Origin of the sequence: Simplicispira hankyongi (assembly GCF_003570885.1) — a bacterium.
GTDB lineage: Bacteria > Pseudomonadota > Gammaproteobacteria > Burkholderiales > Burkholderiaceae_C > Simplicispira > Simplicispira hankyongi.
Window position 1 is genome coordinate 557,070 of the sequence record NZ_QXJC01000001.1, and the last position, 18,465, is coordinate 575,534.

The following is an 18,465-nucleotide window of genomic DNA, read 5'->3' on the forward strand; positions in this document are numbered from 1 at the left end:
CGCCGCTGCCCACCATGCCCGCCCGCCCCATAGCCGACGAAACCCTGCGGCTCATCGCCGCCGTGCGGGACGCACTGGCCGAGCACCTGGGGGCGGACGCCGTGGTGGACGAGCGCACGCTCTTCGGCGGCCACGCCTTCATGGTCCATGAGAAGCTGTGCATCGCCGTGAAAGGCGAAGACCTGCTGGTGCGCCTGCCGCCCGCCGAGCACGAAGCCACGGCCGAAACGCCCGGCCTGCGCGAACTGGACCCGCGCGGCGGCATGCGCGGCTACTTCTGGGTCGAGCCCGACGCCTACGCCACCCGCGCCCAGTGGCAGCGCTGGATTGGCGCCGCCCTCGCCTTCAACCCGCAGGCCAAGGCATCGCCCCGGCGGCACAAGGCGCCCGCTGCATCCAGCCTGGAAGTGCGGCGAAAGAACCACGGGCCTTAGCCCAGAAATTTCAAGCCTTTTCGGCCTCTGGCGCTTACCCCATAAGCGCAGGCAGCTATCAAAAGCAAAGCAACCCTTCCACCCACCATCACCCCCACCAGGAGACAACACCATGCACATCGCATTCATCGGCCTCGGCAACATGGGCGGCCCCATGGCCCTCAACCTGCAAAAAGCCGGCCACGACGTCCGCGCCTTTGACCTCTCGAAACCCGCCTGCGACAAGCTCGCCGCAGACGGCCTGAAGATCGCGCAGGATGCCACCGCCGCCGTGCAGGGCGCCGAAGTCGTCATCAGCATGCTGCCCGCCAGCCAGCACGTCGAGGGCCTGTTCCTGGGCCGTGACGGCCAACCCGGCCTGCTGGGCGCAATCGCCAAGGGCGCGCTCGTCATCGACAGCTCGACGATTGCCGCCGCCACCAGCCAGAAGGTCGCCAAGGCGGCTGAAGCCGCCGGCATCGCCTTTATCGACGCGCCCGTCTCCGGCGGCACCGGCGGCGCCATTGCCGGCACCCTCACCTTCATGGTCGGCGGCAGCGAAGCGAACCTGGAGCGCGCCCGCCCCCTGCTGGAAAAGATGGGCGCCAACATCTTCCACGCTGGCGCCGTGGGCGCCGGCCAGACCGCCAAGATCTGCAACAACATGCTGCTCGGCATCCTGATGGCCGGCACCAGCGAAGCGATCGCCCTGGGCGTCGCCAACGGCCTGGACCCCAAAGTCCTCTCAGAAATCATGCGCCGCAGCTCGGGCGGCAACTGGGCGCTGGAGAAGTACAACCCCTTCCCTGGCGTGCACGAGAACGCGCCCGCCAGCAAAGGCTACGCGGGCGGCTTCGGCACCGACCTGATGCTCAAGGACCTGGGATTGGCGCAGGAAAACGCCACGGCCATGAGGGCCAGCACGCCGCTGGGCGGCCTGGCACGCTCGATTTATGCGGCGCACAGCCTGGCTGGGCATGGCGGCGAAGACTTTTCCAGCGTGATCAAGATGCTGCAGAAGAAGGGGTAATGGGCGGGGCTGCAACGCCTGGCGTTTTGGCAGGCGCATGGCAGCACTTCCCATTGCAAGGCCTGGGGTCGCCTTTGCTGGAGTCCCAGCGCCCCTGGCGGTCGGGACAGCGAACGCGCGCAAGCACAGGCAGCGTGCGCCGTACAGAGAAGCCCGCGACGGCCCCTGACGCTCTTTACGAGGCCGGCCCTGCCTGGCGCTCGATGGCGGCTTGGACCATCGGTTGCGCCCATTCAGGCGTTGCCTTCAAGGCCTGGGCGTCGCTCGGCTCGGGAAAGAGCAACTCGCCCCGCAACGTTTCCATCACCAGCACCGGCTCCGGGATGTCCTGCCCGGCCGCCACCTGCGCGCTGTTGTCGAACACCTGAAGGCGGGTGAGCCGCGGCATGAGTTTGAGCAGGTTGAGGCGGGATGACACCCAGCGCTCCCGAATCTTTGCTTCGGCAATAGCGTGCCCGCCGCTGGCAACACGCGCTTGCACGCGCTGCAGGTGCAACTGCACCGACTGCAGGCCGCAAAAAATCATCAGGATGTCGTGCGTACCGGCCGCCTGGGCAAGCATGGCCGCAATGGTCTTGCCGCCCAGCGTGGTCTCAAAGGCGCAGTTGCTGCCATTCGTTATCGCCGCCTCCAGTTGAGAGCGGCCAAACTCCCAGGCGCGGGCGTTGGCCTCGTGCACGTTCAGACCCAACTGCACCACCAACTCTCGCGCAAAGCTGTCGGGGTTGAACCAGCTCAAGCCATGTTCGGCCAGCAGCGCGCCACCCACCGAACTCTTGCCCGCACCATTGACGCCAGCCAGTACCAGGATGAAGGGCCTGGCGCCAAGTCGAGCACCCGCATCCCCATCCGCTTCCGCTTCCGCCATCTAAAACGTGGCCCCTGCCTTGGGCCGCTGGGCGCTCTTGCCTCTGGCATCGAACAACCCCGCTACTTGCTGCTGCGCGCCAGGCGCCTGGAGCACAGCGAGCCGCGCATTGAACCGCCCCGTCAGGTCTTCCAGCACCGACTGCTCGCGCGCTTTGAGGGCCAGCATGTCGGTGGTCAATTGCCGATAGGTGGCAGCATCCACCAGCACCATCTCCACCGCCGAATGGCTCGTAATGGCCACGCTGCCCACCTCCCGCACCTGGCGCACCACGTCTCCCCATTTGTTCTTCACTTGCGAAGCACTTTGGCGGGGAAGGCTGTCGAGTTCAAGCAGTGCGGTGGTCACTGGGGCTCCTGATCAAGTGTCTGAGGCCATTGTGGCGAAAATAGACATATTGACCATTATAGACATTTTTCGCACATGAACCGGCCGCTCAGGCCAGAATCCACCCTGCAGCTCTTCCTGTGTGTTGCCGAAGGCCGGGGCTCGCAAGTACGGTCGGAAACCACGCGGCGCATCCCCGACGGCAACTGGGCGCCAGAGAAGTACCACCCTTCCCTGGTGTGCGCGAAAACGCCCGGCAGGCAACGTCTGCACTCGCGGGTTTGGCACCACCCTGATGCTCAAAGACTTGGCCTCGCGCAAGAGAACGCGATGGCGATAAAGGCCAGCACGCCGCTCGGCGGGCGCTGGCCGGGGGCTGGCGCACGCGATCTATGCGGCGCACAGCAACTCCGGCCACGGCGGGGGGAAAGACATTTCGAGCGTAATCAAGATGCTGCGCAAGAAGAGGCGATCTACGGGCTATCGCCCTTTCCCAATGCCCCCAGGCGCGGTAGCATTCGATTACCGCGTCCGCTTTTCTTTTTTGATCTGGCGTTTTTTAGGTTGGCGGATTCAAAACTGAAGCGCAACACCTGCCAACCTCTAAGGTCAGCAGATGCACTCCTCCCCTTCGCACTACCAGCAGCTCCAGCCTGAAGAGCGCGTCACCATCGCCAGCCTGACGCAGCAGAACCACAGCGTGCGGGCAATTGCCCGGCAACTGCGCCGCTCCCCGGCCACCATCAGTCGGGAATTAAGGCGCAACGCCTGTTCATTTGGCTATGGCAGCGCTCGTGCCCAGTGTCAATCCTCGCAGCGCAGATGCTCAGGCAGACCTGCGATCAAGCTGCACCCCGAGTCGGTCTTGCTCGCCCTGGTGATCCACCTCCTGCGACTACGCTGGTCGCCTGAACAAATTGCCCTGACACTGGCACGCTTGTATCCCCAAGGCCATGAGTACCGCGTGTCACACGAGAGCATCTACAACTGCATCTACGCCATGCCCGTGGGCGAGTTGCGCAAGGAGCTGATTGCTACCTTGCGCCATGCCCACAACAAGCGGCTGCCGCGCAGCAAATGTAAAGATCGAAGAGGCCAGATCCCTGACATGCTGAGCATCCATGTGCGCCCGCCCGAGATCGAAGACCGCCAGTTCCCGGGGCACTGGGAGGGAGACCTGATCAAGGGTGAAGGCAATGCCAGTGCGGTAGGAACACTAGTGGAGCGCACCAGCCGACTGGTCATGCTGGTCAAACTGCCTGAGTTCAGACCAGCCAGTGCAGCCAATGTTTTGCAGGCCTTCACGGACAAGCTGTTGGGCATTGCGCAGCCGATGCGCCTCTCCATGACGTACGACCAGGGAAGAGAGATGGCCATGCACAAAAAGCTCAGCGAGCAGACCGGCATAGCGGTGTACTTCTGCGACCCGCACAGTCCTTGGCAAAGGGGCTCCAACGAGAACATGAACGGCCTGGTGCGCCAATACTTGCCCAAAGGCACAGACCTGAGCATCTACAGCCAGGAGCAACTCGATGCGATTGCCGATGAAATCAACAACCGTCCCAGAAAGGGCCTGGGGGTACGATCACCGCTGGCTGTGTACCGCGAGTTGCTGATCAACAACCCGCAGCACTCCACTCTCATTCATTGAAAACTTGGGTGTTGCACTTCACTTTTGAATCCGCCGTCGTTCTGACGATATCAGGAGGGAAATGCGATGCGGAGATTTTTTATTGGACCGATAGCAGCGTTGGCGCTGTCGTATAAATTTAGTTAGGAGTCATCTATGAAGCAGTTTGTGTTTGAAAACAAAACAAAACAATTCCATGAAATGATCCTTTACGCACACAGCCCAGAGTTTGAATCTGCTAACGTAAAAGAAATGGAAAACTTCTTATATGTATTCCTAAAGCACTTTCAACACACAAAACACGACGACGGAAGTGTTACTCCGTTTGAAGAAACGAACTTTGCATCCCAACAGTGGCGTGCTTGTGTTGCCCATATACGACAAGCAATAGAGGTGAGAAAATCTAATTCACACCACAGGTGGTTGCTTGGTGTTTCTGTTGGCACGTTATCAGTTCTAATCTTGACTCTTGTATATCAAGTCTGGAGTACAGAATCCAAACGTGCCCACCAAGCGCAAGAATACAAAACAATAACACCCAGTAGACCTTTGCCCGCATCTCCATAATTCCTCCTAACAATTAATTCAAGCGGACTCGCTTCGCTCACCGCTTAATTCGTTAGGCAACTACATCAACAAGAAATTTATCATCCATGAGCAAGCTATCTATATCTCTATTTTTCTTCGAATTAATTGTTCTCGCAATGTGCTTGTCTGCTGCACATAAATTTCGAAAGCATTCTCTTGTCTTGTTGTGCGTCGGCTTGTTCATGATTGTTTTCACTGCTCTCCTTCTTAGTAGCTTTGGAATTACTGAAATGCTAGTTGGCTTCTCAAACGGCGCGGTTACTGCATCGAAATTGAAGAGTGAATTACTTCTACCAACACTGTTCGTCTCGTTCAGTGCAGGAGCAATAGGTGCAAACCTCATTGCTACTGCTATCACCGAAAGAGGGTAGCCCGTTGCCTAACCCAGTCAAGCGGACTGGCCTACGGCCAGCCGCTTACTTTGTTCGTTATACCTAGCCACAAACATTTCCGCGACACGCAATGCTCCAAAAACACATTGAAGACATCCAGTCCGGCATCAAGGCTGGCCGATATGGCAACGAAGCGTCCGTGTCACAGGGGATCGTCCTACGCCTACTCCAGGCTCTTGGTTGGCCAACCTATGACACGCAAGTTGTCTGTCCGGAGTACTCGCTAGAAGGTCGCAGAGTCGACTATGCGCTTTGTCACCCAGCCAGCAAGCCAATCGCATTTATTGAAGTCAAACAAATTGGCCAAAGTGCCGGAGCCGAGCGCCAACTCTTTGAATACGCATTTCACATCGGAGTTCCGCTCGCAATTCTCACTGACGGACAGGAGTGGAATTTCTTTCTCCCTGCAGAGCAGGGAGACTACACAGAGAGGCGCGTTTATAAGCTGGACATTGTTGAAAGGGAAATTTCAGAGAGCGTAGCGCGCTTGGACCGTTACCTCAGCTATGCCCAGGTTTCATCTGGGCAGGCCATCGCGGCGGCACGAGAGGATTACAAAAACATTTCCCGCAATAGGCAAATGTTTTCTAGCCTACCGGAGGCTTGGTCAAAGCTAGTCTCGGAAGAAGATGATCTTCTGCTGGAACTGTTGGCGGACAAGGTTGAAAGTCTGTGCGGGTTCAAACCAGACCTCGATACAGTCGCAAAATTTCTTCGCGAGAAGGTGTCGCTGAACAGCGGCGGGATACAAGAGCGCGAACGGCCAATCCAATTCACGAAGCCAGCCGCCGCACCCGCATCAATAGAGCCGAGGCCTCAGCGCCAAACAATTGCGTCTGAACATCCAGTCGGCTTCACGCTCGAAGGCAAGTTCCACCCCTGCCGCAATGGCCGCGAAGTTCTTGTCGGTGTGTTTGAGGCGCTGTCAGTTCGCGACGCAAGCTTTCTAGAACGGTTTGCATCTCGCCCTAAACATGGGCGCACTAGAAGGTATCTTGCGCGGTCTCCGGCGGAACTATATCCAGGTCGCCCTGATCTGGCCGCTGAGCACTTCTCAAAGCTTAAGTCTGGCTGGTTTGTTGGTACCAATGTCAGTCGTGCTCAAATTGAGCGCATCGCCGAAATGGCCTGCGAAGTTGCGCGTTTGCGTTTCGGTCGGGAGCTAACGGTCAATGTTGGAGAGTGAGCAGCAAGGTATAACTGGGCGGATTCAACGCGGACGTCAATGCTTCGGCATTGCCGCCGGTTAACCTGGGCGTTAATCCTCACAGTCGAGGGTATTGTGTCTCCAAGTAAAAACGCCCCGAGATCGCACGAAGAGTCACCTTCGAAGCGCATCGACAAGAAGATCAAGGAGCTTGGTGATTGGCGGGGCAGTACCCTTGCTCACGTTCGTGCCCTCATCCATCGAGCTGATCCTGACGTTGTAGAGGAAGTGAAATGGGTAAAGCCGTCCAATCCTGCCGGCGTTCCGGTCTGGTCGCACGACGGAATCATTTGCACCGGTGAGACGTACAAGGACAAGGTCAAACTGACCTTCGCTCAAGGTGCCTCGCTAAAAGATCCATTCAAACTCTTCAACGCCAGCTTAGAGGCAGGCACCAGACGTGCTATCGACATTTTTGACGGCGACGTTCTTAACGATTCAGCGTTCGAAAGTCTTATCAAAAATGCGGTGTCTTTCAATAAATCAAGCCACAGGCGTGAGGGCTAACGATTCGTATATGGATTCCCCCACAAGGGGAAGAAACTGATAGGTGTTTTGGCTGCTGGGAATCGCCTGCAATCGGCTATCCCGCATCTGAGGTTGGTTCTGTCGCAGTCCGTGCCAGCACGAAATCTGCGGGACCGGCGCGCAAACGCAGCAAGCGGCGTAGGTGAGCGCAAGCTGTTTTCTTTCCCGACTCGTTCAACCCCGCACAAATTGCCATGCCCATCTCTGGAGCCCAAGCCCTCGCCATTGGCGGTTCGCTCAGCGCAGCCGCTGCATTGGCGCATGCCGCGTGCGTCGTCGTGGGCGCACCGGCCTACCGGTTCATGGGGGCTGGCGAGAAGATGGCGCGCGCCGCCGAGGCGCGCAAGCTCCAGCCGATGCTCGTCACGCTTGCGATCACTGGGGTTCTGTTCGTTTGGGCGGCCTACGCATTTTCAGGCGCTGGCGCCATCGGCCGCCTTCCGTTCACCAAACTGGCGCTCAGCGCCATTTGTACCGTGTACCTGGGCCGGGCGGTGGCGTTCCCCCTGCTCAAGCCGGCGTTCCCCGAGAACTCGCCAACCTTCTGGCTGGTTTCATCTGGCATTTGCCTTGCCATCGGGCTGCTGCATCTCTATGGCCTCATCGCGCAGTGGCCGGCTCTGTGAGGCGGCGCTGCAGTATGCGGACATCTTCGCTTTACTTTCCGCACAGGGCGTTCTGACCGGCCATTGTGAGGCGCGGCTTACCGAGGGCGTTGCGCCTACCATTACAGTCAACGCCGCATCCAATCAATCGCCCCTAGACCCATGACCATCGAAACCCAAGACGACATCGTCGCACTCCAACGCATTGGCAAAATTGTCTCAATGACCCTGCAGCACATGCTCGACGCCGCAGAACCCGGCATGACGACCCGCGAGCTTGACCGGCTCGGCGAGCGGCTGCTGGAAGAGCATGGCGCGCGGTCCGCGCCGAAGCTCACCTACGACTTCCCGGGCTACACCTGCATCAGCATCAATGAGGAAGCGGCCCACGGCATTCCGGGCGACCGGGTGATCAGGGCGGGGGATGTGTTGAATGTCGATGTGTCGGCGGAGCTGGGCGGGTACTTCGCCGACACGGGTGGAACGGTGGTGGTGCCGCCGACCACGGCGCAGAAGACGCGTTTGTGCCATGCGACCCGTATGGCACTGGCCGAGGCCATGAAGGGTGCCCGGGCGGGGCAGCCCATCAACCGCATTGGTGCCGCCATCGAGCGCACGGCAAAGGCCTATGGTTTCAAGGTCATCGAGAACCTGGGCAGCCACGGCGTGGGCCGCGCGCTGCACGAGGAGCCCGAGCACATCGCGGGCTACTTTGACCCTTCCGACACGCGCCTTCTGCATGAGGGCATGGTGATCACCATCGAGCCCTTCCTCTCGACCAAGAGCCGCATCGTTGACGAAATGTCCGATGGCTGGACGCTGGTGGGCGCCCGCGGCAACCTGTCAGCGCAGTACGAGCACACGATGGTCATCACCAAGGGCGCTCCCATCGTGGTCACACAGCACTGACTGCGGACAAAATTCCGCCGACAAATGGCCTGGCGGGTTTCTTGGGCGGTCGGTGCGGCGGGCTTTCTCCGCTTCAGCGCACGCCCCGCAGCGCGCTGCCATCGACCGCCCGCGTCACCGGGCAGTTCGCCACCACGTTGGTCGGCTCCAGCGCCACCTCGCCGAGTTCCTCTGCGGCCAGCAGTTCTTCTTCGGATTTCAGCACGCGGCCGTTGGCAGGTTTTTTCCAGTGCACCATCACCATGCGCCACAAGGGGCTGTAGGCCGACACGGCGTTGGCATCACCCGCCGGCAGCGGAGCCGACTGGAAGATGCTGGCTTGCTCGCCGCCGGGAAACTTGTAAACCCGCTCCAGCACCGACGCGCGCCCGGTAATGCCCACGGCGCCGGCCAAGCGCGGCGCGTAGTTGGCGCCAGCGGCCTTGGCCATGGCGGCGTCGGAAATATCGGTGGTCACGTATTCCACGGTGCGCCCGTCCACCCAAGCTCGCTTGAGAGGCAGCACGGTTTCGGTTCTGCTGGCATTGAAGCTGTGGCTGGCGCAGCCGGCGAGCATGGAAGCCGCGAGCACAGCGGCTGCCGTGGCTGAAGTTTTCATCTGGCCTGACTCCTTTTTCCACCCATTCCAGCAAAAAAAAATCCCCGCTCCATGGTGGGCGGGGATAGGCTTCAAGGCGCTCTGGCGACGCCCTGAGACGCACTCACATGTGGTCGATCATGAGGCCTCAAGCGGTTGCAGCACGCCGCAGGCTGTGGTACGGCGTTGCGCTGGCGTTGCGCCATGGAGCCAACCATGGAGCCATCGCCGGTCGCAGCTGCAACTCATTCGCTCTGCTTCGCTCCACAACGCTGCGCCCCCAACGAGTACACCAGGCACCCCACGCGTGGAGGCGCCCGCCCACGCCAAAAGCGGTTCTACGGAGCCATTACGGGCAGCGCATCCATGCTCACTCCGCTCTTAAGGCCGGTGGAGCATCATCGTTTGGCTCGACGGTGGCAAACCGAGCAGCCAACAGATCGGCCTGCTCGGCAAACTTCTTCGCATTGGTCTTCCGCAACTGAGCCAGGTTCTGCAGCTTCCATCGCACGCCCGGCAGATGTTCGAGGTGATCAATGCCCAGCCGCGCCCACTCCGGTGTACCGGCGACCATCGATAGCAGAAAAAGCCGTTCCTCCTCGTCCAGTCCTAACTGGATCTCGCGCACCAGGCGCTCACGGGCGGCGAGCAATGCCTCCAACGGCACCGGCTCCGCCGTCATGCCATGAAAGTTGTGCGTGAAGTCGTACTGGATGTCCCGCAGCGGAGGGAACAGCACCTCGTGCAACGGACGGTTGCTGCTGACCAGGTACACGACGAAGGCGCGCCGGATACCGGGCGTGATGCCTTCGTGCGAAAAAAGCTGCATCACGTCGAACAGGTCGCGGGGATGCTGCCGATCCAGCGCCGCCACCAGCTTGCCGCCGTAAACGTCTTCCAGCGAGACCACCGGGATCTCCAGGTCGGCCATCAGCACATCACGCGCGGTCGGCGTGAGCGAGGCTTGACGCACCGGCAGCACGGTGCCCCGCATCACGAAATTCACTTCGATCTTGACCTGTACGGTTCCACGCCGCACCAACAGCTTGGTCTCCCCCTCTGCTGCCGCCGGTGCGTGCACCTGCAAGCCATGTTTCTTCAAGCGCTCAGCCGCTTGCCGGATGGCCTCATTGATGCGAACCAGCGCCTCGTCACGTGGCAACGTGTGGTCGGGAAAGACCAGATCAAGGTCCACCGACAGGCGCGGCATGTCGCGCACGAAGAGGTTGATCGCGGTTCCACCCTTCAGCGCGAACGTGTCGTCCACGAATACCAGCGGCGCCACCTGCGTCAGCAGGCGCGCGGTATCAAGATAGGTCTGATTCATCGTTTTAGCACCAGCAGGCCGTCGGCCGATCGGGACACCCACGGCCGGTCGCTGCCCGTCGGTAACGTGGCGGGATCGAGCTTGGCTGCCCAGGGCAGCGATGCCTCGCGGCCGAGTTGCAGGCAGAGCCGTACGGTCTTGACGCTCGTGCAGCGCTGCAGCAACTCGCGCAGCAGGTCGACACGCAGGCTGTAGGTACTTTCCACGAGCTCGCGCGCCTCCTGCAACGGCTGGCGGACGCCTACGTCGCTCAGCAACTCCAGCAGTGCGCGCTCCGGCGCCGACACCTGCGGCGCTCCGTTACGCTTCTCGAACGGCCCGGCGTGCAGCAAGGCGCCAGGCTGCTCATCGAAGAGCCGCTTGCGGTGGTACTCGGCCGGAAAGCGCTCGGTGAACCATTCGGGCAGGCGCCCGGCCGCCCAGCCATAGAGCTGCAGCACCGGCTGCTGCGCCACATACTGGCGCACGCCGTACCAGTCCAGCGCCGACTTGCCGCCTACGTGCAAGCCTTTGAAGCGACGCTGCAGCAGGGTCAGGCTCGGATGCAGCCCTAGGGTGTCGTTGGGCCGGCAGAAAACCCCGCGAGCCAAGCGCGTGAGCCAGCCCGCGCGCACATAGTGCACGGCCAAATCCACAGAGATGCCCAACGCCGCCAGGTCCTCCGAGGTCAGCGGCATCCCCGGCGGCAGGCGGGTATAGAGCGCATTTAGCTTGCTCGTTCCAGTCGTAGCCATACTGCGATTCAAACACTTTATTCAAACTTCAGTCAACTTGAAATGTGATTTTGAATCGTAGCCCGACTACGACAACAGAACTTATTCAAAATAACCAGGCCACCCGTCGACAGCCAAGCAAGAAATCCGCACCAATCCGCCCGACGCTGTGCATCCTTCGCTGGTTGCGGTGGGGCGTTTGATTGAGCGGCACTGCGCATCGACCCAGCCGCGAGAAACGCAGCCTCCAGAATAGACCGATCTCTTCGTGCCCTGCCCTGCACACCGTGACAGAACGGGGTCGGCCCGCTCCTGCCTGACATCCCGTTACTCCGGTTACTATTTGCCGAGCAAGGGGAACGAAGGAGGAGCACATCCAGTGCTGACAACCAACACAGCAGCAGAACTGTTTCGGCACCTGAGTGCGGAGAAAGCCGTGCTCTACCGCAGCATCATGGATGTATTCGCCGCAGCCAAGCGGCAGTACCGCCTCCAGCTGCGGCCGGATGAGGTCCTCGCTGAAGCCAACTGGTCCGGTTCCCCCCCGCGCCTTGAAGAAGTGAGCAGCGCCCTGGCCCAACTGGCGGAGTGGGGTAACCTTGAATCCCAACCCGACACCGCGCGCGTATCGTCGTTGAACGACTTCTACCGTGCCCGCTTTCTCTATCGCCTGTCCCACGGGGGCGAGGCAGTAGAAGCCGGTCTGGCGGTCTTCTACCAAACCCTGTACCGTCGCGCCGAACTGCAGACCGTTGCCCTGGAAGACATCACCAGCCGCCTTCTGGCGTTGCGTCAACTGGTTGACGACACCACGTCACTCGATGGCCCTGACGTTGCCAAGATGCATGAGGTGTTGCGTGATCTGGTCCGCGTTTTTGAGGACCTGGCCGAAAACGCTCAAGCCTTCATGGCCGGTGTGGCTCGCAGCCTTGAGTTGCAGCAGGCGGACGCGAACGCCGTCGTCACCTACAAACGGCGGCTGATCGACTATCTCGAACGGTTCATGGGCGATCTGGTCCGCCGTTCGGAGACCATTGCCCAACTCATTCAATACCTCTCCTCCCGTATCGATCACATCTTTCTGCAGATTGCCGAGCGAGAGGCCACCGACGCGGCGCCGGGTGATACCCAGGACCAGATCGACGAAAAAATGCGTCGCTGGCAGGGCTGGCGAGAGCGATGGAAAGGACTTCAAGGCTGGTTCCTGTCAACGGGTTCGGAGCCCCCTCAGGCGGAACTGCTGCGCGCCCGGGCGCGGGCCGCGATCCCCCAGTTGCTGGGTGCCATCGCGGCCATGAACGAACGACGCAGCGGGCGCAGCGACCGTTCGGCGGACTTTCGGATGCTCGCCCAGTGGTTTGCGGCTTGCGAAACCGAGAACGAGGCGCACCGCCTTGCGCGGGCTGCATTTGCGCTCCAGCCTGCCCGACATTTTTCGCTGAACCCACAGTCTGAAGACAACATTCCCGCGAGCACCTCCTGGCTGGATGCGCCGCCTTTACAGATCAGCCCGCGTCTGCGTGAGTACGGGGAAGCAACGCCCCGCGGCCCGCTGGCCCGGGTGCGTGACCGCAGCGAAGAACGGGCGCTGATGGCACAACAGCTCTCGGAAGAATCGCGCCAAGTGGAGGCGGCACGGCAACGTCTGGCCACCGGTCAACCGATCAAGCTGTCTGAACTGGGCGATCTGGACACGCACGCATTTGGCTTGTTCCTCAGCCTGCTCGGTGAAGCACTGGCCGAGCAGGCACACCCGGATCAAATTGTGGAGCGCCAGACCGGTGACGGACTCCTCCACATACGGATGGAGCCCCTGGAGGCGGACAGTCGTGCCCGCATCTCCACATCCAGCGGGGTGTTCTCTGGCCGGGATCACCTGCTCACGATCTCCCTGACCCAGGAGTCGATGTGAACATTCGCGTTGCGCCACGACAAGACAACCAGCGCATTGGGGATCTCCAGAAGGCGCAGCAGCAAGACGAGTTCAGCAGAGGCTTGCGTGCACTGTTGATGCGCCCCTTGATGGCAGCAGGACACGAGGACTTTTCTGCAGTGCGCCGCCAGGCCGAACGGTTGAGAGACTGGTTCGCCAGGGAAACCGGCTGGCCACTGCACGTGGACCGCGAGGGAGCGCGACTGTTCAAGCGACCCGCCAACCTCAGCGATGACACGAGGGGTGTACCTTCCTACGACAAGCGCCGCTATGTGTTGCTCTGTCTGGCTTGCGCCGTGCTGGAGCGCGCCGACCCTCAGATCACGCTTCAACTGCTTGGTGAACGCGTGATGCAGTGGGCATCAGAAGCCACGCTGCAATCGCGAGGCTTTGAGTTCACGCTTCGCACTGCCGCAGATCGGCGTGACCTGGTCGCTGTCTGCAGAACCTTGCTGGAGTACGGCGTCTTGCAACGCGTTGCAGGCGAGGAAGAAGGCTTCATTCACGATGGCAATGGCACCCAGCACGACGCGCTCTACGACGTGCAACGGCGAATGCTTGCAGGCATGTTGGCCGCTGTGCGTGGTCCCTCGACCTGGCGCTCCGCGGATGCACCCATTGGGTTCGAGGACCGCATGCGGTCTCTGGTTGTCGAACACCAGGTCGAGAGCGAACAAGGGCGACGTGACACCTTGCGCCATCACCTTGCTCGGCGCCTGTTGGACGATCCCGTGATCTACACCGCCTCGCTCGATCCGGATGTGCAAGCGTATTTCATCAATCAGCGAGGCACCATGGCGAGCCGCCTCTGCGAAGCTGCCGCCCTAACCGCCGAGCAACGTGCCGAAGGGCTGGCACTGACCGACGAGTCCGGTCAGTTGACCGATGTCTCGATGCCAGCAGAAGGCACCGAAGCGCATGCCACGCTGCTGGTGGCCGAACATCTTGCCCAACGTCTGCGTCTCGATTCCGGATCGGCAGGAACCACGGACGAAGCGGTTGCAGCTTTCTTGCGTGGCGCCGTCGAGCGGTATGGCCGCTATTGGCGAAAGTCGGTACGGGAGCCCGGCGCGGAACGAGAACTGGCCGACATCGCGCTGGACAGGCTCTACAAGCTCCAACTGGTCCATCGCGAGGAAGGTTGGATTCATCCCCGTCCAGCCATCGCAAGATTTGCGCTCGGAGAAACCCAGGTGCGCCCGCCCACATCACGCCCCGGCCGTCCAGATACGCTTTTTGACGAATGACAGACGCCCTCTTCACTCCATCGCCGTCACACCGCCCTGCCCTCCCCGAACCTCAGCGGGAGCGCTGGCAGCCACTGAGGCTGGGTCTGGTCGAACTCTTTCACTACGACAGCGAGGAATTCTGGTTCAGGGACGGCCATCTGCTCCTGCGAGGCAACAACGGAACAGGCAAATCCAAGGTGCTTTCGCTGACCTTGCCATTCTTGTTCGATGCCCAGTTGCGGCCGTCACGCATTGAGCCCGATGGCGACAACGGGAAGAAGATGGCCTGGAACCTGCTGATGAGTTCCTATCAACGACGCATCGGCTATACCTGGATCGAATTTGGTCGCCGGACAGCAGATGGTGTTTCACACTACCTCACCCTGGGCGCCGGCCTGTCAGCTGCGGTGGGGAAAACACAGGTGGACAGCTGGTTTTTTATCCTTGAAGGCGGGGCCAACGGCGCGGATCCCCGCATTGGCCAGGATATCTGGCTCACCAATGAACAGAAAATGGTTCTTACCCGGGAGCGCTTGCGCGAAGCGGTTGAAGGACAGGGTCGAGGCAAGATTTTCGAGAACGCACACAGCTACCGCCGCGCAGTCGATGAGCGCTTGTTCAAGATTGGGACCAAGCGCTATGAAGCGTTGATGGACACCCTGATCCAGCTGCGCCAGCCCCAGTTGTCAAAGAAGCCGGACGAAGCAGGGCTGTCGCATGCATTGACCGAGGCGCTACCGCCCATGCCCATTGAGCTGCTCGGAGATGTGGCTGAGGCTCTCAACCAGTTGGAGGAGGACCGTATCCAGTTGGAGGACATCCGCTCACTGGAACGTGCCATCAATCACTTCGAACAGCGCTACCGCACGTATGCAGGCACGGTGACGCGACGTCAAACCCGAGAGCTCAGGCAGGCCCAGACGGGGTTCGACAAGGCGAGCGAAGGACGCAACAAGGCCCATGTGGATTTGAAGGAGGCCCAGGACGCAGAAGTCCTGGCCCAAACCGATCACGCGGAGACCAAACAGATTTTGGCCGCTGCCAGGACCCGCCTGCAAACGCTTCAAAGCGATCCGGCCAATCAAGACGCCAACCGCCTGAGTCAGGCAGAAACCGATGCCAAGGAACGGAAAGCCGAGGCCGAAGCCGCCGAAACGCTCCGCAATCAGGCAAAGAAAAACCTGGACAGAGAGGAAGAGCGCAGCCGCCAATCAAACCAGCGCTCAACAGCGGCCAAGAGCGAGCTCCTGACAGCAAGAGCTCATTGCGCCGAAGCAGCAGAAACGGCGGGTACGGCGTCCTCGCTCACGGACAACCTGCTGATCACCCTCGTGCCGGAAGATCTGCCCCAGCTGGCTCCTGCAGAAATCCAGCAAGCGGCAACTCTGCTGCGCAATGCCACCAGCAAACGCCGGGAGGACATTCGTCACCTGGAGTCGCGACATACGGCGGTGAATGTCAAGCAACAGGCTCTGGTCAATCTGCAGGCCTCGCAACGTGATCGCCAGGCAGAGCTGGAAGAAGCGGCTGAGCGACGGGCCGTGGCCGACCTGGACACCGAAACTGCTGGCAACGAGCTGATCGACGCTTGGCACACCCATTGTTCCAACCTGGTCCACCTTCACCTTGACCAAGTTGCACCACTGGAACAACTTGTCGATTGGGTTACACGTCCAGAAGGTGCAAACCCCATTCAAGAGGCATTGACCGAGGCGTATCGGAAATCGACCCAACGCCATGCCGCCCAGCACTCGGCGTTGACTACCCAACAGAACACCCTCCAGTCCGAACAGGAAACGCTCAGCACTGAAAGGGATCGGCTGCTCGCCGGACACGATGCGGTTCCCACGCCTCCAGCCATGCGCGCCGCGGGGATACGCGATGAACGTCCAGGGGCTCCGTTGTGGCGACTGGTGGACTTTCAGCCGGATCTCGACGCGAAGCAGCGAGCGGGATTGGAGGCCGCGCTTGAAGCCTCGGGCCTGCTGGACGCCTGGCTGTCGCCCGACGGTGCATTGGTAGACGCCAATGGTGTGCAGTTGCTTGACAGCTCATGGGTACGTCGCCCGCCGATCCCTGGCCACCACCTTGCGAGCGCGCTGCACCCCGACGTCCCTGACGACAGCGCAGTGACCGCTGAACTGGTCGCGTCCTTGCTTGCCACCGTAGCGTATGGGTCGGAAGATCACGGCGAGAGCGAGTCGTGGGTCAGCGAGCGAGGCGGTTACCGCTTAGGTGCTCTCGCCGGCGCCTGGCAGAAGACACAGGCTGTCTACATTGGTCACACAGCCCGCGCGAACGCACGACAACGACGCCTCAACGAGATTGCCGACCGTCTGGACGAGATCGTCACGCTGCTGGAAGAGTTGCAACAAAAATTCCTGCGCCTCGCACAGGATGGACAAGAGGCGGAGCGTGAATGGAAGGGCGCGCCTTCCGACCATTCGCTGCGCGCGGCGATTCTCGCTGCGGCCGGTGCGGAGCGGGAAGTGCTCCAGGCCCGTCAGCGTCTTGACGCTGCGGATGCCCAATGTCGAACCGCTGAAGCGGAACTTCAGTCCGCCCGCGAGACCTTGGAGCGCGACGCTGCTGACCTTCAATTGCCTGCGGTGCTTGCGGACTTGTCGCTCATCAACGAAGCATTGGACCGATTCGCCAACGCTCATCAGCAACTGGCCCTGGCAACACGGGAATGGTGCAGTGCCTGGCCCGAGTACCAGACGCAACAGGAGCGTGAGAAAGAGGCTGTGGAGACCATGAGCGAACGGGAAGCGTCGTTCTTCGCAGCCAGCGAGCGCGCAGCTGAGTCTGCGGCGCGATATGAAGTCCTGAAAGGAATGATCGGCGCCAAGGTTGAAACGCTGCGTCAACAGCTGCAAGATGCATCCGCAGAGGTATCGATTGCCAATGGTGCGTGGGAAGCCGCCCAGTCTGCATTGACAACGGCCAGCGAGAAGCGTGCGGTGGCGGCAAGCCAAGCAGACACCGCTGACGCCGTACTGGCTGAACGAGCAGCCACCCGCGCGCACGCCATAGAGCGCTTGCAGCGCTTCACCGAGAGCAGCTTGCTGGCATCCGCTCTTCCGGACTTTCCGGTTCCGGACGGGAACATCCCCTGGACCATTGACCCGGCTTTGAACCTCGCTCGTAGGGCGGAGCACGCTCTCGCCCACATTGCAGACGATGAGGCGGCATGGGGTCGGATTCAACGACAGATCGCTGAAGACCTGACCGAGTTGCAGCGATCACTCAGTTCGCTGGGCCATCAGGCGACCTCGGAACCCAATGACTGGGGATTCTCTGTTCATGTTATCTACCTGAACAGGCCTGAGCGACCCGACGCACTGTCCAATCGGCTGGCCGACGAGATTGCGCAACGCAGCGAATTGCTCACAGCCAAAGAACGGGAGGTTCTGGAGAACCACTTGCAGGCGGAAATCGCTGCCGAGATTCAGCGCCTGATGCGCGCCGCCGACAAGCAGGTGGATGCCATCAACGAAGAGCTCCGCAAACGCCCCACGTCCACGGGGGTGCGCTACCGATTGCAGTGGCTCCCTCTGACACCGGAACAGGGCGCCCCCACCGGTCTTGAAGTCGCCCGCGAACGCTTGCTCAACCGAAGTGCCGACATGTGGTCGGCTGAAGACCGCAGCGTGGTGGGTGCCATGCTTCAGCAGCAAATCGCGGCGGAGCGCGCGCAAGCAGACGCCGGCACCACAGGTTCAAGCCTGGTTGAGCAGTTGGCAAAAGCTTTGGACTATCGCCGCTGGCATCGGTTCAGCGTACAAAGGCATCAGGATGGTCAGTGGCGCAAGCTCTCTGGTCCAGCCTCCAGCGGGGAACGCGCACTCGGTCTGACTGTTCCCTTGTTTGCGGCCATTTCCAGCTTCTACGGACGAGGAGGCAGCCCACACGCACCTCGCCTGATGCTGCTCGATGAGGCGTTTGCAGGCATCGACGACGCGGCCCGAGCACATTGCATGGGACTGATACGCGAGTTCGATCTGGATTTCGTGATCACCAGTGAGCGCGAGTGGGCCTGCTACGCAGAGCTTCCTGGCGTATCGATCTGCCAGCTCCAACGCCGCGAAGGCGTGGACGCGGTCTTCGTCTCTCGTTGGGCCTGGGATGGTCGAGCCAAGCGGCGGGAAGACGACCCGGACCGCCGCTTTCCCACTCAGTGATCCAC

General features: G+C 61.0%; 17 protein-coding genes and 1 pseudogene. 13 read left to right on the forward strand and 5 right to left on the reverse strand.

Annotated features, from left to right (window positions below):
• Positions 1–14 precede the first annotated feature (14 nt).
• Together D3F03_RS02430 and mmsB are read left to right on the forward strand one after the other, a co-directional pair.
• The gene (locus tag D3F03_RS02430; protein WP_119107764.1) at positions 15–434 is read left to right on the forward strand and encodes a TfoX/Sxy family protein; all 420 of its coding nucleotides are present in this window, start codon (positions 15–17) and stop codon (positions 432–434) included.
• A 112-nt stretch (positions 435–546) separates the two neighbouring features.
• Complete coding sequence (mmsB, locus tag D3F03_RS02435) at positions 547–1,443, forward strand: 3-hydroxyisobutyrate dehydrogenase (protein ID WP_119107765.1); 897 nt, start codon at positions 547–549, stop codon at positions 1,441–1,443.
• A gap of 175 nt (positions 1,444–1,618) precedes the next feature.
• On the opposite strand, the gene D3F03_RS02440 is transcribed toward mmsB, so the two are convergent.
• Positions 1,619–2,311: an ATPase gene (locus D3F03_RS02440; RefSeq protein WP_119107766.1), complete on the reverse strand. Its 693-nt coding sequence runs from the start codon at positions 2,309–2,311 to the stop codon at positions 1,619–1,621.
• Positions 2,312–2,659 carry a type II toxin-antitoxin system prevent-host-death family antitoxin gene (locus D3F03_RS02445; protein WP_119107767.1) on the reverse strand — a complete coding sequence of 116 codons (348 nt, stop codon included), beginning with the start codon at positions 2,657–2,659 and terminating at the stop codon, positions 2,312–2,314.
• Between the two features lie 117 nt (positions 2,660–2,776).
• On the opposite strand from D3F03_RS02445, the pseudogene D3F03_RS17550 reads away from it, so the two are divergent.
• The 8 genes and pseudogenes from D3F03_RS17550 to map form a co-directional block, all read left to right on the forward strand.
• Positions 2,777–3,104 (forward strand): annotated as a pseudogene (locus tag D3F03_RS17550) (HIBADH family dehydrogenase); the annotation flags it as partial.
• 150 nt (positions 3,105–3,254) lie between these two features.
• Positions 3,255–4,289 carry an IS30 family transposase gene (locus tag D3F03_RS02450; RefSeq protein ID WP_119107768.1) on the forward strand — a complete coding sequence of 345 codons (1,035 nt, stop codon included), beginning with the start codon at positions 3,255–3,257 and terminating at the stop codon, positions 4,287–4,289.
• A gap of 135 nt (positions 4,290–4,424) precedes the next feature.
• Entirely contained in the window at positions 4,425–4,835 is a 411-nt protein-coding gene (locus tag D3F03_RS17120) for a hypothetical protein (protein WP_147414694.1), read from the forward strand.
• A gap of 86 nt (positions 4,836–4,921) precedes the next feature.
• The gene (locus tag D3F03_RS17125) at positions 4,922–5,227 is read left to right on the forward strand and encodes a hypothetical protein (RefSeq protein ID WP_147414695.1); all 306 of its coding nucleotides are present in this window, start codon (positions 4,922–4,924) and stop codon (positions 5,225–5,227) included.
• 91 nt (positions 5,228–5,318) lie between these two features.
• Positions 5,319–6,434 carry a type I restriction enzyme HsdR N-terminal domain-containing protein gene (locus tag D3F03_RS02455; RefSeq protein WP_119107769.1) on the forward strand — a complete coding sequence of 372 codons (1,116 nt, stop codon included), beginning with the start codon at positions 5,319–5,321 and terminating at the stop codon, positions 6,432–6,434.
• 96 nt (positions 6,435–6,530) lie between these two features.
• Positions 6,531–6,962, forward strand: a complete 432-nt coding sequence (locus D3F03_RS02460; protein ID WP_245960471.1) for a DUF1801 domain-containing protein — start codon at positions 6,531–6,533, stop codon at positions 6,960–6,962.
• A 215-nt stretch (positions 6,963–7,177) separates the two neighbouring features.
• Positions 7,178–7,609 (forward strand): hypothetical protein, encoded by a 432-nt coding sequence (locus D3F03_RS02465; RefSeq protein WP_119107771.1) that lies wholly within the window; start codon positions 7,178–7,180, stop codon positions 7,607–7,609.
• Positions 7,610–7,750: 141 nt separating this feature from the next.
• The gene (gene map / locus D3F03_RS02470) at positions 7,751–8,497 is read left to right on the forward strand and encodes a type I methionyl aminopeptidase (RefSeq protein WP_119107772.1); all 747 of its coding nucleotides are present in this window, start codon (positions 7,751–7,753) and stop codon (positions 8,495–8,497) included.
• A gap of 73 nt (positions 8,498–8,570) precedes the next feature.
• On the opposite strand, the gene D3F03_RS02475 is transcribed toward map, so the two are convergent.
• From D3F03_RS02475 to D3F03_RS02485, 3 genes are all read right to left on the reverse strand, one after another.
• On the reverse strand, positions 8,571–9,095 hold the full coding sequence (locus D3F03_RS02475) for a DUF7482 domain-containing protein (RefSeq protein ID WP_199665393.1): 525 nt from the start codon (positions 9,093–9,095) through the stop codon (positions 8,571–8,573).
• Between the two features lie 349 nt (positions 9,096–9,444).
• Entirely contained in the window at positions 9,445–10,401 is a 957-nt protein-coding gene (locus tag D3F03_RS02480; RefSeq protein ID WP_119107773.1) for a nucleotidyl transferase AbiEii/AbiGii toxin family protein, read from the reverse strand.
• The gene (locus tag D3F03_RS02485) at positions 10,398–11,135 is read right to left on the reverse strand and encodes a type IV toxin-antitoxin system AbiEi family antitoxin (protein ID WP_119107774.1); all 738 of its coding nucleotides are present in this window, start codon (positions 11,133–11,135) and stop codon (positions 10,398–10,400) included. The genes D3F03_RS02480 and D3F03_RS02485 overlap by 4 nt, the downstream gene beginning before the upstream one ends.
• A 358-nt stretch (positions 11,136–11,493) precedes the next feature.
• On the opposite strand from D3F03_RS02485, the gene D3F03_RS02490 reads away from it, so the two are divergent.
• Genes D3F03_RS02490 through D3F03_RS02500 form a run of 3 tightly spaced genes read left to right on the forward strand, consistent with a single transcriptional unit; the run spans position 11,494 to position 18,460 of the window.
• A complete protein-coding gene (locus D3F03_RS02490) occupies positions 11,494–13,026 on the forward strand; it encodes a TIGR02677 family protein (RefSeq protein ID WP_119107775.1) in 1,533 nt (510 codons plus the stop codon).
• On the forward strand, positions 13,023–14,294 hold the full coding sequence (locus tag D3F03_RS02495; protein ID WP_245960472.1) for a TIGR02678 family protein: 1,272 nt from the start codon (positions 13,023–13,025) through the stop codon (positions 14,292–14,294). The genes D3F03_RS02490 and D3F03_RS02495 overlap by 4 nt, the downstream gene beginning before the upstream one ends.
• Entirely contained in the window at positions 14,291–18,460 is a 4,170-nt protein-coding gene (locus tag D3F03_RS02500; RefSeq protein ID WP_119107776.1) for a TIGR02680 family protein, read from the forward strand. Before D3F03_RS02495 ends, D3F03_RS02500 begins: the two co-directional genes overlap by 4 nt.
• Positions 18,461–18,465 lie beyond the last annotated feature (5 nt).